The 17,647-nt window shown below is 56.1% G+C and carries 14 protein-coding genes and 1 tRNA gene; 7 read left to right on the plus strand and 8 right to left on the minus strand.

Annotation, left to right across the window (positions count from 1 at the left end; genetic code table 11):
* Positions 1 to 978: 978 nt before the first annotated feature.
* Together ACIQ20_RS08540 and ACIQ20_RS08545 are read right to left on the minus strand one after the other, a co-directional pair.
* A tRNA-Arg gene (locus ACIQ20_RS08540) sits at positions 979 to 1,055 on the minus strand.
* 37 nt (positions 1,056 to 1,092) lie between these two features.
* Positions 1,093 to 2,064 carry a P1 family peptidase gene (locus ACIQ20_RS08545; RefSeq protein WP_395779333.1) on the minus strand — a complete coding sequence of 324 codons (972 nt, stop codon included), beginning with the start codon at positions 2,062 to 2,064 and terminating at the stop codon, positions 1,093 to 1,095.
* Between the two features lie 116 nt (positions 2,065 to 2,180).
* Here ACIQ20_RS08545 and ACIQ20_RS08550 point away from each other — a divergent pair, with 116 nt between their 5' ends.
* The gene (locus ACIQ20_RS08550; RefSeq protein ID WP_395779335.1) at positions 2,181 to 2,966 is read left to right on the plus strand and encodes a hypothetical protein; all 786 of its coding nucleotides are present in this window, start codon (positions 2,181 to 2,183) and stop codon (positions 2,964 to 2,966) included.
* Positions 2,967 to 2,995: 29 nt separating this feature from the next.
* Here the strand turns inward: ACIQ20_RS08550 and ACIQ20_RS08555 are convergent, their stop codons facing one another.
* The 6 genes from ACIQ20_RS08555 to flgK all read right to left on the minus strand — a co-directional run bounded on the left by ACIQ20_RS08555 (position 2,996) and on the right by flgK (position 9,912).
* Positions 2,996 to 3,958, minus strand: a complete 963-nt coding sequence (locus ACIQ20_RS08555) for a cold shock domain-containing protein (RefSeq protein ID WP_395779337.1) — start codon at positions 3,956 to 3,958, stop codon at positions 2,996 to 2,998.
* Positions 3,959 to 4,165: 207 nt separating this feature from the next.
* On the minus strand, positions 4,166 to 4,999 hold the full coding sequence (locus ACIQ20_RS08560; protein WP_395779339.1) for a 23S rRNA (adenine(2030)-N(6))-methyltransferase RlmJ: 834 nt from the start codon (positions 4,997 to 4,999) through the stop codon (positions 4,166 to 4,168).
* The gene (locus ACIQ20_RS08565) at positions 4,996 to 5,517 is read right to left on the minus strand and encodes a hypothetical protein (protein ID WP_395779341.1); all 522 of its coding nucleotides are present in this window, start codon (positions 5,515 to 5,517) and stop codon (positions 4,996 to 4,998) included. Before ACIQ20_RS08565 ends, ACIQ20_RS08560 begins: the two co-directional genes overlap by 4 nt.
* 31 nt (positions 5,518 to 5,548) lie before the next feature.
* Positions 5,549 to 6,748 carry a tRNA 2-thiouridine(34) synthase MnmA gene (gene mnmA, locus ACIQ20_RS08570; RefSeq protein WP_395779343.1) on the minus strand — a complete coding sequence of 400 codons (1,200 nt, stop codon included), beginning with the start codon at positions 6,746 to 6,748 and terminating at the stop codon, positions 5,549 to 5,551.
* Between the two features lie 55 nt (positions 6,749 to 6,803).
* Positions 6,804 to 7,727 (minus strand): flagellin, encoded by a 924-nt coding sequence (locus ACIQ20_RS08575; protein WP_395779345.1) that lies wholly within the window; start codon positions 7,725 to 7,727, stop codon positions 6,804 to 6,806.
* Between the two features lie 40 nt (positions 7,728 to 7,767).
* Positions 7,768 to 9,912, minus strand: coding sequence for a flagellar hook-associated protein FlgK (gene flgK, locus ACIQ20_RS08580; protein WP_395779347.1), 2,145 nt, complete (start codon positions 9,910 to 9,912; stop codon positions 7,768 to 7,770).
* A gap of 516 nt (positions 9,913 to 10,428) precedes the next feature.
* Here flgK and ACIQ20_RS08585 point away from each other — a divergent pair.
* The 6 genes from ACIQ20_RS08585 to fliG all read left to right on the plus strand — a co-directional run bounded on the left by ACIQ20_RS08585 (position 10,429) and on the right by fliG (position 17,645).
* Entirely contained in the window at positions 10,429 to 12,129 is a 1,701-nt protein-coding gene (locus ACIQ20_RS08585; protein ID WP_395779349.1) for a flagellar hook-length control protein FliK, read from the plus strand.
* Between the two features lie 17 nt (positions 12,130 to 12,146).
* The gene (locus tag ACIQ20_RS08590; protein WP_395779351.1) at positions 12,147 to 12,833 is read left to right on the plus strand and encodes a flagellar hook assembly protein FlgD; all 687 of its coding nucleotides are present in this window, start codon (positions 12,147 to 12,149) and stop codon (positions 12,831 to 12,833) included.
* Positions 12,834 to 12,960: 127 nt separating this feature from the next.
* Positions 12,961 to 14,352, plus strand: coding sequence for a flagellar hook protein FlgE (locus ACIQ20_RS08595; RefSeq protein WP_395779353.1), 1,392 nt, complete (start codon positions 12,961 to 12,963; stop codon positions 14,350 to 14,352).
* 141 nt (positions 14,353 to 14,493) lie between these two features.
* The gene (locus ACIQ20_RS08600; protein WP_085338159.1) at positions 14,494 to 14,763 is read left to right on the plus strand and encodes a DUF1153 domain-containing protein; all 270 of its coding nucleotides are present in this window, start codon (positions 14,494 to 14,496) and stop codon (positions 14,761 to 14,763) included.
* Between the two features lie 245 nt (positions 14,764 to 15,008).
* Positions 15,009 to 16,631 carry a flagellar basal-body MS-ring/collar protein FliF gene (fliF, locus tag ACIQ20_RS08605; RefSeq protein ID WP_395779355.1) on the plus strand — a complete coding sequence of 541 codons (1,623 nt, stop codon included), beginning with the start codon at positions 15,009 to 15,011 and terminating at the stop codon, positions 16,629 to 16,631.
* Positions 16,632 to 17,645: a flagellar motor switch protein FliG gene (gene fliG / locus ACIQ20_RS08610; RefSeq protein ID WP_395779357.1), complete on the plus strand. Its 1,014-nt coding sequence runs from the start codon at positions 16,632 to 16,634 to the stop codon at positions 17,643 to 17,645.
* Positions 17,646 to 17,647 lie beyond the last annotated feature (2 nt).

A 17,647-nucleotide genomic window follows, 5' to 3' on the forward strand; every position in this document is an offset into this window, starting at 1 on the left:
TCCTACGATAACATCGTCGACCATTGCTGCGAGGCATGGAACAAGCTCATCGATCAGCCATGGCACATCATGACCATTGGTCGGCGCAAATGGGCACATGGGTTATGATCAATGCAGCTTGGTATAAGCCTTTGCCTAGGCAGAGCCTGTGGCAAAGGCTGTCTAAGTTAAAAGAACCGAATCCAAGACCTCAATCCTGAGGTGGTGCAGTCCTGTCGGACCGCACCCTACAAGCTGACCTTATAAATGTCCGCTTTCGAGCAACCGTCAACTCACCCCAAATGGCAACCCGTGGCGCAAAGCTGACCAAGTTAGTTCGCAAATCCACGACACAAATGGTGCAAACAACAGTCACTCTCTAGGAGGCCTAGGAACAGCTTCAATGCGGCGCTTTGCTTGCCCTGAAGCTGTTGAGTGATTTTATAGCCTCCAATCTGGCCCTCAAGGGGTCACGCCTTAGCGCGTTTCGATCCGCAAGGATCGAAGTTGCGCGTTGATCGAAATTAGCGTGATCGGCAAGCCGACTATGCCCCTTGACCGCCAGCCTTGGACGCATTTCAAAAGGTCAATGGCCGCGATCAAGTTTGATTAGAATCCGAGCCGCCAGTTCACGCGCAAGTTGAAGCAATGAGTCATTAGTCAAAGCTCAGATTGATGACGGATGCCGAATAATAAGAAGCTAGGCTATTCACGCACGCGTTAACAGCGCAAGGCGTTATTAAAGGAAAGTGCCGTTTGCGTTATTAGTGAAGGCGCATTGCACAGCCATCGAAACGAATTGCAACGATCAGAATGCGTTGGAAACCCCCAGAAAGCGCCAAAATGCCCGTTTGCTACCAATAATCTGGTGGTCACTGCTGCTACCACTGCAGAAAAAAGTCGTTCCAGATCATTCCGTTAGGTTTTTGGCATTTGGTAGCAAATTGGTAGCAGACCCCAGTGGGGTTTGGCTTGGATCCAGCTAAGTGATTGATTTAATGGCGCGCCCGGAGCGATTCGAACGCCCGACCCTCAGATTCGTAGTCTGATGCTCTATCCAGCTGAGCTACGGGCGCGCTGAGGCGGCGTCATTAGACGGCGCGGAGGCGAAGATCAAGCGTCTTTGGCTGCATAGACGCCACGCATGACAGCCCGAGCCAAACAATCCGCAGCCAGAGCGCCAATTCGGGCGATATTGAAATGGGTTGGCTCGGCCAAACTTTGCTGAGCCGTCGACATAGCAAACACGACATCGCCGTCAAACGGGGCAAAAATTGGTCGGATCGCGCGGGCAAGGCCGGCGCTTGCCATTTGGGCAACGCGCTTAGCTTGGGCGGGCGTCAGCACCACATCGGTTGCCACACAGGCGATGGTGGTGTTGGTGCGGCCCATCGCGGCGGGATTAGCCTTGGCAGGCCCCCAATCGTCGCCATCGACCATCAGTGTGGGGTCTGGGCGAATGCCACCGGCTTCACCATTTTGTTCCAACGGCCAAGCCCAAAAGGCGTCACTGCCGGGCATGATGACACTGCCAAAGCAATTGACCGCAACAATCGCCCCGACATGGATACCATCAGCCGTACGTTGACTGGCAGAGCCGACACCACCGCGCAACTGCCCTGCCCGTGCGCCAATGCCAGCGCCATGGGCCCCAAGTTCAAAGCGGTCTGAGACTGCCTCCAGCGCGCGTGCGCCAAGTGCCCGGTACGGCGGCTCTTGGCCCCAGCCTTTGTTACCGCCATTGGCCAAGTCGTAGAGAATGGCTGCCGGCACAACCGGTGACCGCGGCACACCTGGCAGGTCAATTAACCCAAAACCACGCCCACGCGCGCCTAAAACGCTTGCCACGCCATCTGCAGCAGCAAGGCCATACACCGAGCCCCCTGACAGGACCAGGGCGTCTATCGCATCAACAAGGTTCTCAGGAGCTAACGCGTCGCTTTCCCGCGTGCCGGGTCCACCGCCGCGCACATCGACGCCACACACGGCGGCAACATCGGGGTGGAGGACTGTGACCCCCGTTAAGGCGGCCACATCTTCGGCTTGGCCAATTTTTAAGCCGGGCACATCAGTAATCAGGTTCATGAGTGGTTGCATCGGGGTTTTATATCGCTTTAACGGTCGTGGGCCTATAGCCCGATCTGGTTTAGATCGCTGCACCAGCAGCCGCACCAAAACGATTTATGAGTTAAGGAACCACCATGGTCTCTGCGTTGCCAAAGGCACACTTTCGCCGCCACATACTGGCAGCGGTCGCGAGTGTATTGCTGGTAGCGACAACAGGGACTGAAGCCGTCAGTGCCGAACCAAAGGCTCAGGCGAGCGCGCGCGTGCGCGTGGCTGTTACCTCAGTCGGCGCCGCTGCGATTGAACGCACCCGCCAACGTTTGGCTTTTGCTTATTCAGACCTCGGCTTAACCTTGGGTGCCCCAGTCTATTTTCGCTTAATCCGAGAGCAAGACCGACTAGAAGTCTGGGTGAAGGCACCGTCTGGTTCCTATAACCGACTGCGCAACTTTAAAATCTGCAGCAAGGACGGAGCGTTAGGGCCGCGCCAGAATACATCAACGGGCCAGCCCGAAGGCTTCTATGCCGTTACCGCTTCTCAAATGCGGCCACAGGGGGTCGGCTATCTAGGGATCAACCTTAATTGGCCAAACGCTTATGATCGCGGGCGTGGCTGGCGCGGCGCGGCCAGTTTGCTGCAGGCAGGCTGCGCCTCGGGGCGACATTACGGGCTAACCGATCAAGATATGGAAGAAGTCTATACAATCGCCTATTCCGCGCTGGTCAACGGGCAGGCATCCATCCCGTTCCATATTTTTCCGTTTCAAATGACGTCGTTTCGGATGCTGCAAATAGGCCAAGGGCCAAAGGCAAGCTTTTGGCGTGACCTTGAGCCAGCTTGGCGGGCCTTTGAACGCACAAAAACGCCGCCCCAGATCAAAGTCCAAGGGCGGCGCTATCGCGTTAGTGAGAGCAAGTAGTCGGGACTGTTTCAGCCCCGACCGACGTCTTATTCTGGATTGTAATCGCCCAAATCTGGCTGATCATCGTCACCACTTGGTGCGGAATCACGCGCTGGAGCCGCTGCTGAAGCAGAGCCATCCAATAAGGACAGATTGATTGCTTTCGGGCCTTTGCCAAAGCGGTCAGGCAAGGTTTGGAAAGCCAAGCGCTGATCTGGTTCCAAGACCTCAAAGCCCGAACGCTGAACCGCTGAAATGTGCACAAACACATCTGCGCCACCACCATCAGGGGTGATGAAGCCAAAGCCACGCTCAGCATTGAAGAACTTCACAGTGCCTTCATGGTTTTCCAATGGCTCGCGCGGGGCACGATCCTCGAAGTTGCGAGGACCACGGTCGCCGCCACCGCCGCCGCCAAAGTCACGGCGTGGAGGACGGTCACCAAAGCCACCGCCGCCTTGCGGACGGTCGCCATATTGACGCGGTGGACGGTCGCCAAATCCACCGCCGCCTTGTGGGCGGTCGCCATATTGTCGGGGTGGACGGTCGCCAAAGCCGCCGCCGCCTTGCGGACGGTCACCGAATTGACGTGGTGGACGGTCACCAAAGCCACCGCCACCTTGCGGACGGTCGCCATATTGACGGGGTGGACGGTCGCCAAAGCCACCGCCGCCTTGCGGACGGTCGCCATACTGACGCGGCGGACGGTCGCCAAAGCCACCGCCACCTTGCGGACGGTCACCGAATTGACGCGGTGGACGGTCACCAAAGCCGCCGCCACCTTGTGGACGGTCGCCATATTGGCGCGGTGGGCGGTCGCCAAAACCGCCGCCTCCGCCGCCACCGCCGCCGAAGCCACCGCCACCACCAAAATCACGGCGTGGTGGACGGTCATTAAATGAAGGTGATGGTGCGTCGAATGAAGGTTCTTCCATGCCACGTGCGCGTTCACGTGGCTTCTTCTTCTTGTCGCCTGGCTTGGTATCTTCGTCGTCGTCGTCGAAACGCATGTAATTCCCCGGGAACCGACGGAGCAGGGTTGCGCCGCCACAGGGCCATCTCGACTGAGACAGACCAGCACAAAGCCGAAGCTATTCTGGTCTTGCACGCAATGAATGGGGCGTGTGCGACCAGTAGCGGGGCCGGTGCGGTCATTTCAGTTTGTTAAAAACGAACCTGCTATCGCCTTATGCGCGAGTGTGAGACGAGAAGCAACCTCACCAACGGCCAGAAATGCGCGCTATTTCAGCCTTTGCGCCGCTTCCGCGTGCAAAAAGTGACGCTAGATAGTTCCCCGCCTCGGCCAAAGCTTCTTCCAAGCCAAATGGCGGGTTGGCAATTGTCACCCCGGCACTGACCAAACCTTGGCCTTCATGGGGCGCGCAAACCTGCAAATCGGCGGCTAACAGACGCGCCTCAGTCTCGGCCAAAGCGCGACGATATTCACCTGTGACATAGTGATCCTTGTCGGCATGCCACAGGATGTAGGTCCCGGTTGCCCAGCGGCTGAGGCCGTCCTGCAGAGCTTCGACCAAACGCTCAAATTCGCCTGGACGCTCAAACGGCGGATCAATGAGCACCAGTCCACGGCGTTCAATCGGTGGTAAATGGGCACGCACCGCCTCCCACGCATCGCGGCGCTCAACCTTAATGCCGCGGGCGCGCTCAAACCTTCCAGCCAAGATCTCAAAATCAACCGGGTGCAGCTCACAGAACAAAGCTTTGTCCTGATAGCGCAGCATTTCTGCAATCAACGCAGGGGACCCGGGATAGGTATTGGGGCCATCGCCCGCTGCTGCGACAAGCTCGAGATAACGCTTAACCGGCGCAGGTGGGTCTTCGGCCGCCCATAAACGAGCGATGCCATCTTGCCACTCAGGGCTGCGTGCGGCCTCGTCGCTCGAGAGGTCATAGGTGCCAATGCCCGCAAACACATCCAAGATGCGGAACGGGGCTTCTTTCAGCCGCAAATGATCGATGCTCAAAACAAGGGCTAAATGCTTCCATACATCGGCGAAATTACCGGCATGAAAGGCGTGACGATAATTCATGAAGCAGAACCGTCCTTATCTGATCGATTAGCCATCGCCTCTTCAAATGGATCGGGTCGCTTAACACGAATGGACAGGCCCCAAGCCAAAATGCCAAGGCCAATCGGCAAGCCTAAGAGGTAGTCGAGATATTGGAACAGGGTCTTGGCTTTGTCAGAACGGCCCGCCCGCCACACAACCAAGGCCTTTGGTGCCACCGCAGCCTTGTTGAGATAAACGCGGTGACCGCGCACCGCGACTTGCAGCTTATTTTCATCGTCAAACAAATAAACGCCCACAAGGCGACTTTCGAGATTGGCCCGAAAAGGCACGGTGGCAACCAGCTTGGCTTCGGTTTGCCGCTTACCCGCCCACTGGCTTAAATCCGAGAGTGTGGGTCCCGCGGAGATCAAAGAAATCGCGAGGCCAATAATGGCAACCAAAGTTCCTAATTCGCGGGGATTGTCCGGCACAATGAACCTACGCCGCAAAATAGGTGGCACAAAGTTTATTTTCTTGGGCTGATGAAGTGTGGGCATGTCCCGATTTAACCCAGACTGCGGCCAAGGGCTACAGCGCCAAGCCTTCGCCGCGCAGGGCGGTCGCTGCAATCCACCCACCACCTAGCACCCGGTCACCCGCATCGAGAGGATCATAGAATACACAAGCCTGCCCTGGTGCCACACCTTCTTCTGGTGCATCCAAGACAACTGACCACCCTGCCCCGATCTGCAAGGTTCCAGGAACTGGCGGACGGGTCGAGCGGACACGCGCTAATACACGCCGTCCATCAAGCGCATCTTCACCTGCGACCTGTTCGCCGATCCAATTCACGTCCGTAAGCGTGATATGGGTAATTGCTAAGCATTCTTTCGGGCCGACGATCACTTGCTTGGCGGCTGCGTCGAGTTTGACCACAAACAAAGGCTCGCCCGTCGCAACGCCAAGGCCGCGTCTTTGACCCACCGTGAAGTGGATCACACCGTCGTGGGTGCCCAGCACGCGTCCATCCACATGCAAGATCTCACCCGGTTCCGCCGCACCGGGGCGCAGCTTGGCCACTACGTCTGCATATTTGCCATTGGGAACAAAGCAAATGTCTTGGCTGTCAGGCTTGATCGCAACGGGTAGGTTCAGTGCCACTGCAATGTCGCGCACGGCAGGCTTGGGAAGGCCTGCCAAAGGAAACCGCAAGAAGCCCAATTGCGCGCGGGTCGTCGCGAACAGAAAATAAGATTGGTCGCGCGCAGCATCGGCTGCGCGGCGCATTTCTGCACCTTCTGGCCCATCAACGCGGCCAACATAATGACCGGTCACCAAGCAATCCGCACCAAGATCGCGCGCTGTTTCCAATAAGTCTTTGAACTTCACACTTTGGTTGCAGCGAACGCAAGGGATAGGGGTAAAGCCGGCGAGATAGGTATCGGCAAAATTGTCGATCACCGCTTCTTTAAAGCGGCTTTCGTAATCCAGCACATAATGGGCAATCCCGATCTGATCGGCGACCCGGCGCGCATCGTGTATGTCTTGCCCAGCACAACAAGCGCCCTGCTTCTTCAGCGCGGCCCCATGGTCATAGAGCTGAAGGGTGATGCCGATGGTCTCATAGCCTGCCGCTTGGACCAAAGCCGCGACAACCGAGGAGTCTACGCCACCAGACATCGCAACCACGACCCGAGTTTGTGCACGCGGCTTATCAAAGCCCAAATCAATATCTGGAATGGTCGAAAGGCCCGCGTCGGCGCGCACCACAAGTGTTTCTAGCGACATGCTCTCTCCTTCCCCACAGGTTCAAGGCCTGTAGCGATGGCAGGGCTTTAGCAGCTTATCGCAGATATTGCAGCAGGTTCAGATCCTTTAGCTGCCCAAAGATCGCAGCCGAGGCCTGATACTGGGTTTGCGCAGCAGATAGGCGGGCCGCCACTTCGGCCAGATCAACATTTTCCTGATCGCCAATTGTGGCCAATAAGGTATCGCGCTTGGCATCATTGGTGGTCACAGCCATCTCAATTTGCTTCGCAGTGCTGCCGGCCTCAGCCGATTTGTCGATCAAATTAGTTTGCACCGCTGCCATCTGGGGAATGAGGCCTTGGACATAGGTCAGCTGCGCGGTGGTGAGTTTCCCGGTGAGCGGACCATTAGCATTTTCCCAGACGCGGATCGAACGCAAAAGGTCGACGAAGGGCCGGAACAAATCTTCTGCATTGCGGCTCAATTCGATCGAGCGATTATCTTCGATCATCACCGTGCGATTGCGTCCGGTATCCACCCAATTGGCATCAGTATTGGGTTGCGCGGCCAAAGTATCGAGGCTGGCGGGCACAAACGGCTCGCCATAGCCCCACTCGCCGCCAAAAATAGCCTCGCCATTATATTGAGCGTTGGCGGCTGTATCGATGATGCTGAGGGCTTGCTCAAGGGCTGCCTTCAAGCCAGCACCATTTTGGTTGGCTGCGGCATTAGCCAAGCCATCACGGGCCTGCTGGACTGCGGCTTGTGCGCTATCTAGGGCCGTGGCTTCGACATCTGCGCGGGCTTCCAGCGCCTTGAGGGTCTCGGCCCGACGATCCAAACGTTCGGCATAGGTTTTAGCAGACAAAAGACGCCCGGCCTCAATGCCAAACCCTTGCAAGTCTCCGGCGACCTTTTGCGTCGAGGCCTGCTCTTGCGCCTTCGCCATATTGGCTTGACCCAAGGCAATACCAGCTGCACTGCCGAAGAACTGATTATAGGTTGCGACGCGATTCATGAGGGTTGCTCCACCTGTGTTTCTTCAGTTTTGGTTGGCCTTAAACGGCCTGCAGCAAAGTTTGGTACATTTCATCAACTGCCCGGATCATGCGGGCGGCAGCGGAATAGGCTTGTTGGAAACTGGTCAGCTTGACCAATTCCTCGTCGAGATTGACGCCTTCGACGCTGGCTCGGCGGGCATCAGCCTCGGCCTTAAAGCCGTCAGCGGTTTGTTTGTCAGAAGCCGCTTCCGCCGCCAGTCGTCCGACATCGCCCCCAAGTGAAGAAACAAAGTCCATTAACTTCATCGAGCGGGTGACGCCGCCTGGCCCGTCACTAAAAGGCAAAGGTGCCCGCGACGCATCAAACAAGGCCTGCGCGCCGCGGCTATCGGCCAAGCCAACCGCGACAGCACCAATGGCGACCGTGGAAAGGTCTGGCCGTGCAAGACCCATTTTTGCGGGATCAGAAACGATGGCTGGATTGACCTCAATCCCTAAGGCGCGCGCTTCCCGGGTTTTTGACGCAACGCCAAAGATCGCAGCAAAGCCGTGGCTGGTACCCCCGCGTGGACCGACGTCTTGCGTGATCTCCAAACGCAAATTGCCTTGGCCTGTGCCGGGCGTCCACTTCATGACGCCTTGGGGATCCAGTGAGAACCCACCATAAAGCCCGATCCCTGTCGTGGGATCATTCAGGGCGTTCATGATGTCGCCAATCGTGCCAGCAGGAATGGTGATATTCTTGGTCGTTGCAATGCCGCCCGTCGGCCCGACAACTTGCAAACTCATGACGCTGCCAGCGACAAAGCCGTGAGCATCGGTGGCTTTTAGGCCCGTGGCATAGTTGAGCGGCGTGCCGGACTGAACAAGATCATTCAATCCAAAGAAATGGGCAAATGCACGATTGCCGCGTTGGCTTCCCCCGGTTGCAGGCTCATCAAACACAAATCCATTGGGGGTCGCGGTTGCCGGCACAGGTGCGGCCGATTGCAATTGTAGCCGCCCATTGGTGAAGCTTGCCGTGCCATTGGCCCCCAGCGCGGTATTGAGCGCCGTAACGAGCGAGCCAATCGTTGTCCCGGTGGTTCCCGATGCCACGCCATTGACGCTGATCGCGCCGGTGTTGAAGTTGATGTCGATCTTGCTGACCAAAAGGCCTGCGGCATTCACAACACCAATGCTGGTTTGGCCGGTGAAGTTTAGACTGTCGGAAGCCAAAAGTCCGGTATCGCTACCTTTTGCCAACGCCAAAGGTGGCAAAGTGGCGTTCTGGCTGTGGGCGGCATTTAGCGCATCGGCAATACCACCCGCTAGTTCTCCCAAACCGTAAGCAATTTTGGCCAAATCCTGATCGCGTACATCTAAGAGGCCGCGTAACGACCCGCTTTGAATGCTGGGTTCAAATTCCCGTTCGGTTGGATCGCTTCCGAAGGTAATGGTAATTCGATCAAACGAGGTTGCACCAATGCCAGAGGCTTTGAAGTTCAAGGTGGCTGGGTTGAAACCTGCCAGCAAGACGCCATTGCTGGTGCGTACTTCGGTTGAGCCATCTGGGCGCTGAGCCACTTTAATGTCGATATATTGCGACAATTCCTGGATCATATCGGCTTGGCGCTGCTGTGCGCCGGTTGGATCGCCGACAGCATTGGCGCGCATAATGTCGGAATTGGCCGCCGAGATATCTTTCAACAGCGTATTCACCCGCTGCACCTGGTCTGCCACTCGCTGGTCCGCATCAGCCCGCGCCGTCTCAATGGTTTGGCCGACGGTGTTGATCTGAGCGAGGAAGCCTTGCAGCTCGGCAATGGCCCCGCGTCGGGCTGAGATTGAACCGGGGTTAAGGACGCCCGTCTCAAAGGCACCCAAAGCACGGTTCAGCGCGGCGAAGATTGAGGATTCACTGGTTGGATCGCCAAAAGCAGCTTGGACATTTTCTAGATAGCCGGAGCGACCCGCCGCACTGCCCGCGCCGCTGGAAGCAGCCAACGAAGCTGCTGCCAAAAAGCGGTCGGCCGCTCGGGTAACCAATGCGGTATCGACACCCTGACCTTTGCCGCCAACTTCGCGCGCATTCTGATTGTGCTCGAGGCGCACATAGCCCGGCGTATTCACGTTGGAGACGTTCTGCGTCACCGTGCGAATGGCATTTTGGCTCGCAAACAGGCCACTCGTAGCGATGTTCATGATCGAATTTAGCGACATTCCAACTCAGCCTTTATTTCTGCCTCAATCCACCCGCCACTCGGTCATTTTTGCCGACTTGCCGAGCAGTTTTTGCCCAATCACGCACCTCGGCTGAGTAAGCCGCTCAAGAAACTATAGAAATAAATCATTTATATCAGTGATTTACTTCATTTCTATCGCCGCGACCTCTTTAGCAAACGCACGTAGTCACGCCTTTACTTGCAACCCGCGCGCCAAAGGCTTCTAAAGCCTCAATGACGCGTCTGAGACGGATAGAAACCGCATCATCTTCAGGCCACGAACGATTTCTGATCGCGCGGCAGGATTGGCCTTCTACCCGGCAAACTATGCCGCTAGGTGGCTAATTTGACCACTATTTACTTCGATTAACCGTTAGTAAATTTAAATTAAAACAATCTATTAGACCAAGTTGAGCATGGCACGGCCCTTGCTACCCCTATTGTTCGAAGTCGCAGCGTGACGTGTGACAAACTGGGAAGCGGGGGCTTAAAATATATGGAATCGGTTGGTCGCATGATGGACAGCATCGCAGAAGCACCGCCGTCGCGGCGCGCGAGGCCGTCTGCACTACCAATCAATGACATGGGTGAGGCCACTGGACTGAGCTTTGCTGACACCATGATTGGCCTAGTCCAAGCACCAACCCCACAAGAGCCGACCAAGTCTATGCCGGACTTGGCTGAGTCAATAGGTGCTATCAAGCTGGCTCCAGATCAATCGACAAGTGACGCCCTTGTGACCACGGATATTTCTGCAACGCCAGCTCTTGTAGGGCTAGCACTTCCTGTTGCGATCACTCCGGTCGAACTGTCGTCAATCCTTCCCGCGGCTGGGACAAAGCAGGAAGGGCTAGGCACCGCCTTTCAAGCAACTGCGGCTCAAAGCACGACCGCCACGCTCGGCCAATTAGAAGCAGCCACCTCAGATGCCTCAGGACCCGAGGCCACGAGCACCACCTTCAAAGCTGACACGAGCTTGGCTCTTCCAACCAAGTCCGTTGAAGGCTTAGTGATGTCCAAGGCGGACCAGACTGCAACAGAACAAGCGCTCGCGATCAAAACACAAGCCACAGCTTCACAGGGTCTATTTGCTGGCCTTGCTGCCTTGGGGCAAACGCAAAAGCTCGTGGCCGAAGACAGTCAATTGGCGCAGTTTGTTGCTACTGCGACAGGCCAGGCAGTTCAGTCGAGCCCTCTGCCAACCAATTCAACAACGGCTCAAATCGGTCCCGCCATAGGCCAGGCAGTTCAGTCGAGCCCTCTGCCAACCAATTCAACAACGGCTCAAACCGGTCCCGCCATAGGCCAGGCAGTTCAGTCGAGCCCTCTGCCAACCAATTCAACAACGGCTCAAACCGGTCCCGCCATTGACTTGGCGCTTGCCGCAGATCCCCAAGGGCCAGGTGCAGCACGGTCTCTTGAGGCGCAATCCGCTGAGGCACGCGGTGCTAAAGCAAACAGCTCTGCAGGTTGGCTTGCGAATAGCACTGGCTTGTTTGCGACCGATGATGCAGGCCTACAAAGCGCACCAAATGCGGCTTTAACTGCTACCCCGACACAACCAGCAACCGCCGCGATCACAGCAGGGCTTGTGCCGAACCTCGCTAAAGCCGCAGCCAAAGCTGAAGAAACCAAGGTTGCTGCAACCGATGCCGGCGGCATGTTGGCTGGTGCCAATGGTGCAGCGGATGCCGCCAGCTCGACGACCACAGATTGGGCAGGTGCTCCGGCGACGGACACAAGTCCAAAACCGACCCTTGTCCAGCCTCACACAATCCCGATGCTAGCTGCGGCGATGATGCGCCGGATTTCAAATGGGTTGAAGGAATTCACGCTTCGCCTCGATCCACCCGAATTGGGTCGGGTCGATGTGCGCTTGACCGTTGGCACAGACAAGAAGGTGCGAGCCGTGGTTAGTACGGATCGGCCTGAAGCCCTGAAAGACTTGGCCTTGTCCGCGCGCGATCTGACGCGTGCTTTGCAAGAAGCCGGGCTTGAGCTGGAAGAAAATGGCCTCTCATTCTCAATGAATGATCAAGGCAGCTCGCAGCAAAATCGCGATGCCAATCAGCAGCAAAGCGCACGCCTTAAGAACAGTCTCGATGGCTATGAAACATCCGAAGCGGCCAAGCCTGAGCAGACAGTACCGCTTTCCGCCCATCTCTCTGGTCCTGTCGAACGCTGGCAACGCGCCCGCATCGCCATGACCGCCTAAGTTGTAAGGAACACAAAATGGCAACAGTGACCAATACGACGGCCGCTTCGACAGCAGCCTCCGCGACAGCGGCGAAATCGGCCGCGACGCCTAAAACTTCGCTGGCAAATAATTTTGAGACCTTTTTGACGCTTCTAACGGCGCAGTTGAAAAACCAAGACCCACTTTCGCCTTTGGACACCAAGGACTTCACCAACCAATTGGTGCAATTCTCGGGCGTGGAACAACAGTTGAAGACCAATGATCTTTTGTCGTCCTTGACCGAAACCACCAAGCTGAGCGCGGGCGCGACGGCTGTGGCTTATCTGGGTAAAGAAGCGACAGCGACATCTGCTTTGGCTGGTCTGTCGAGCGGTGGCCAAGCCACCTGGCGCTATGAGTTGCCGCGGTCTTCAACCAGCACGACGTTAAAAATTGTGGACGCGCAAGGCCGGACCATTGCCACCAAACCGGGTGAAACTTCCACCGGCGAAAAGACCTTTACCTGGGATGGCAAGGATCAATCAGGCAAGGCAGCACCTGCCGGGACCTATCGTTTGGAGCTCAATGCCCAAGGCGCGGACGAACGTCCGATCACCGGGACGGTTCGCCAAAAGGGCGTCATTACTGGGGTTGACCTCTCTGGGAATACGCCAACGGTCACCATCGGCGGCGCGGCCCTTCCCTTGTCGTCAATCGTTAAGATAGGACTGCAAGCGAATTGATGTTTTGACTTAAATCCCTGCGATTAAGAAAAAAATCAACTAAAAATCAACACTCCGTCCCTAATATCTGGACACAAGTGGTTGGGCAGAATGCTCCTAACAATAAAAACACGATCAGGAGCATTCAATGTCGATCAATAACGCAATGCTGGCGGGCGTTTCGTCCCTCATCGCAAATTCCAGCGCCATGGCTGTTGTCTCTGACAATATCGCCAATGTGAACACAACGGCCTTCAAACGGAACCGGACGGACTTTACGCGGCTGGTCAACCCACAAAGCAAGAGTTCCACCTATAATGCGGGCGGGGTTTCGGCTCAGACCCGTCAATTGGTGCGATCGCAAGGCAATTTGAGTACAACAGCGACTGTGACAGACCTTGCGATCTCGGGACAAGGCTTCTTTGCTGTGTCGCCCCTGCAAACCGCTGGTGGCGCTGTGACCGACGTGGCGTTCACACGGGTCGGGACATTCTCTGCCAATGATGAAGGCAATCTGGTCAATCAAGCCGGCTATTTCTTGCAAGGGTGGCGCGTTGACCCAACGGGCACGGTAACAACTAGCCCTAGCGACCTAAGCTTGCTTGAAACCGTCAACATCAGTTCGATTTCCGGTACGGCAACACCTTCGACAACGGCAAAAATCAATGGCAATCTGAAATCGACGACTCCGGTCAGTACCGCTGTGTCCGGTGGCACCTATAATGCGGCGACCAACAATATGGCCTCGGGCAGTGTAACCCCTGATGCCAATTGGTCGTTTCAAATCTATGACAGCCTCGGTGGCCTGCGCACGTTCAATGTTGCCTTGCTGAAAAGCGCGACTGCCAATCAGTGGACGACTGAAATCTATGCTTCACCAGCGAGCAGCGTCACAACTGGCGCGCCCTTGGTCAACGGACAGATTGCGACGGGCACATTAGCGTTTACCCCGAGCGGCCAGCTTGACACGACCGCAACCTCGCCAAGTTTGTTGGCCGGCTTCAACCTTGGCGCTGCAGCAGGTGGCGCGCCCGCCGCCGGTGCAGCAAAATGGGCGACTTCAACCGGTCTTGCCGCCCAAACATTCACGCTCGACCTCGGACAAATCAGCGGTGAGGGCGGCGTCAGCCAATTCGACAGCCCAACGTCTATCACCTCAACTACCACCGATGGTTCGCTCTTTGGCGATGTGAGCGGCGTTGAAATCGACAAGGAAGGTTTTGTCTCCGCCATCTTCAACAATGGTGTTTCACGGCAATTATATAAACTCCCCGTCGCGACATTTGTTAATCCCGACGGTCTGATCGCAGACCGTGGCGGGGTTTACAGACCAACGGCGGATTCAGGCGGTTTTAGCCTAAAGGATCCAGGTCTTGGCGGAGCCGGTGTGATTGCCTCGTCCAGCCTAGAATCCTCAAGCGTTGATTTAGCTCTGGAATTTTCTTCCATGATCATCATTCAGCGCGCCTACAGTGCCTCCTCGAAGATCATCACAACAGCTGATGACATGCTCGACGAAGTCATTCGGATGAAGCGCTAAGGGTAACAAGCTGAACGCAGAACTACGGCAATCCGAAGAATTCTGATGTCTGAGATCACTCAAAATTAAGCCTGTCGCTTAGCGCGACCTTAAATCGAAAGGCGTATCTTCTTCTCAAGAACAAGATATGGAGGTGAGCACATGGTGCACGCCATGCAACGGGAATTATCGGTGACGGGTCCAGAGGGTACACCTCTTACTTTGTCGAGTTTACCACCCCCCAACACAGAACGTTGGGTTGCACGCCGCAAGGCTGAAGTGGTTGCTGCTGTAAAAGGCGGCCTGCTCAGCTTTGAGGATGCGTGCGCGCGTTATCGCATTACAGCTGAGGAATTCCTTGGCTGGCAACGTCAGGTGGACCGCCATGGTCTTCCTGGGCTGCGTGTAACGCGCATCCAAAACTACCGTTAAGTTTGCAGGCTTAACCGCCGAAATTAACGTGTCTTTTACCTAACACCCGGAAAAAGCTGCCTAGCAGGCAAAAATGACCGAGTAGCCAACAAGGCTATTCGGTCACTTTGCCACCGTGCTGAGTCTGATTCGGATCGCTTAAAACCGACTGATTGATCCCAGCGCGAAACAAGGTGACGGAGCGTCCGAACCCTCGACAGACCCTTTAAGTCTGCGGGTTTTGGCGCTTCAAGCGGAGCGGGTCGTTGGAACGATTTATCTCGATTTTGAAGTCAGCAGGACCGGCAAAGCTGGCCGCCGCCTTTGCTGTAACGGCGTTGGTGGCAGCAGCTCTGTTCGCGATCATGTTCCGCGTCGGCGCAGAAGAACGTTCACTGCTTTATTCAGATTTGTCTGCCAAAGATGCAGCCGCTGTCAGCGAAAGCCTGACAACCGCCAATGTCGACTTCCAACTTTCCCCCGATGGATCGAGCATATTCGTTCCCCGCTCAAAAGTTGCTGAAGCACGCATGCGGTTGGCTGCAGACGGCCTGCCCGGCCAAGGCTCGATTGGCTATGAGATTTTCGACAAACAAGATGCGCTGGGTGCCACCTCCTTTGTGCAAAACGTCAACAAGCTGCGCGCACTCGAAGGCGAGTTAGCGCGCTCAATCGACAGTCTCGATACCGTCAATGCCGCGCGCGTTCATTTGGTGCTCCCCGAGAAGGCATTGTTCCAAACCAATTCAGAGTCTCCAACCGCTTCGATCGTCGTCGGGCTAGAGCGCGGCTCTCTGTCTGAAAAGCAAATCAATGCAATTCGCAGTCTGGTAGCTGCCGCCGTTCAAGGCCTTTCGCCCGACAAAGTAACGATTCTAGATGAGCGCGGCGAATTGCTGGCCGGCGCCAGCATTGGCGCAGATGCTTCATCAGCGGCCATGGATGATCGCACCAGCCAGTATGAAGAGCGCCTACGCCGTCGGTTGCAAGAGATTGTTGAAGGCATTGTGGGTCCTGGTGGCGCGCGCGTGCAGGTTTCAGCTGATCTGGACTTCAGCCAAGTGACAAAGACCGAAGAAAACTTCAATCCCGATCAGGTAGCGCCCCGTTCTACCCGAACAATCGAAGAAGTCGCCGCAGACAAAGCCAATGATCAAGGTGTAACGCAAGCGCAAAACGTGCCCGATGGCCAAACACCAGGTGCCGCTGGCGGACAGGAATCTAACTCCAATCGCACCGACGAAACCGTCAATTACGAGATTTCAAAGAGCACGCGCACGGAAGTCATCACCCCAGGCAAGGTGATGCGGCTGTCTGTCGCTGTTGCTGTCGATGGAGTGTCTACCCCAGCTGCAAAAGCGGGCGAAACACCAAAATGGGCTGCACGTCCTCAAGCTGAAATGCAACAGATTGCCGCATTGGTTACCTCTGCTGCCGGCATCAATGCAGAGCGTGGCGATAAGATTGAAGTGGTCAATGTGCGCTTTGCTAAAGCCGCATCCGATGCAGGTTCAAAAGCACCCAGTGCATTTGCCTTTGACAAGAATGACATCATGCGCGGCGCTGAAATCTTGGCTATGACCTTGGTTGCGGCGGCGCTCCTGTTCTTTGTCGCGCGTCCGCTCGTGAAGGGCGTATTTGAGGCGTCGAGCGGTGGTGCCGCTGGCATGCCGATGGGTCTGCCCGGTCAAGCTCTTGGGATGGCTGGGGCTGGCAATGTGGTTGCCTTACCTGGAGGCGACGCTGGCACAGGCGATGAACGCGTCGACATTGCGCGCATCCAAGGTTCGGTGAACGCCAATGCGATGAAACAGGTCTCGGAGATGGTTAAAGACAATCCCGAACAGACCGTATCCGTCATCCGCGCTTGGTTGCAGGAGCGCAAATAGATGGCCGCTGTTGCATCATCAAGTGAACTGAAAGGCGCAGAAAAAGCGGCCGTCTTCCTTTTGGCTTTAGGGGAAGACCACAAGTCTTTGTGGGACTTTTTCGACGAAGAAGAAATCAAAGAAATCTCGCAAGCCATGTCCAATCTGGGCAATGTGCAATCCGATGCTGTTGAGGAATTGGTGGTCGAATTTGTTGGGCGTATTTCCAACACCGGCGCCGTCATGGGGTCCTATGAACAGACCCAACGCCTGCTGTCCTCGATCTTGCCACCTGAAAAGGTGGAAGCGATTATGGAGGAAATCCGCGGTCCAGCTGGTCGAACCATGTGGGACAAATTGGGCAATGTCGCTGAAACGACTTTGGCCAATTATTTGAAGAACGAATATCCACAGACGGTGGCTGTGGTGCTGTCAAAGGTAAAGGCAGACCACGCAGCCCGTGTGCTGTCGGCTCTGCCAGACGATTTTGCCTTAGAGTGCGTGAACCGGATGTTGCACATGGAGCCGATCCAGCGCGACATTCTGGAGAAAATCGAAATCACCTTACGCAATGAATTCATGAGCAATTTGGCGCGGACCTCAAAGCGCGATAGCCATGAGCTGATGGCCGAAATCTTCAACAATTTCGACCGTGCTACGGAAAATCGCTTTATCGGTGCCTTGGAAGAGCGCAACCGCGAAGCAGCCGAGCGCATTCGCTCCTTGATGTTCGTGTTTGAGGACTTGAAGAAACTCGATCCCGGCGGCGTTCAAACCCTCCTGCGGGCTGTCGAGAAGTCGGAATTGGCCTTGGCGCTCAAAGGGGCGTCTGACGAACTGCGCAACCTCTTCTTCGGCAATATGTCAGAACGCGCCGCCAAAATCATGCGCGATGACATGGCCTCAATGGGTCCTGTGCGTCTGAAGGATGTGGAAGGCGCGCAGTCTGGCATGGTCCAGATTGCCAAAGACTTAGCCCAACGTGGCGAAATCATGCTCGCCGACGGCGGGCGTGATGACGAATTGATTTACTGAGG

Origin of the sequence: Aquidulcibacter sp. (assembly GCF_044346625.1) — a bacterium.
In the GTDB taxonomy this organism is placed as follows: Bacteria; Pseudomonadota; Alphaproteobacteria; order Caulobacterales; family Aquidulcibacteraceae; genus Aquidulcibacter.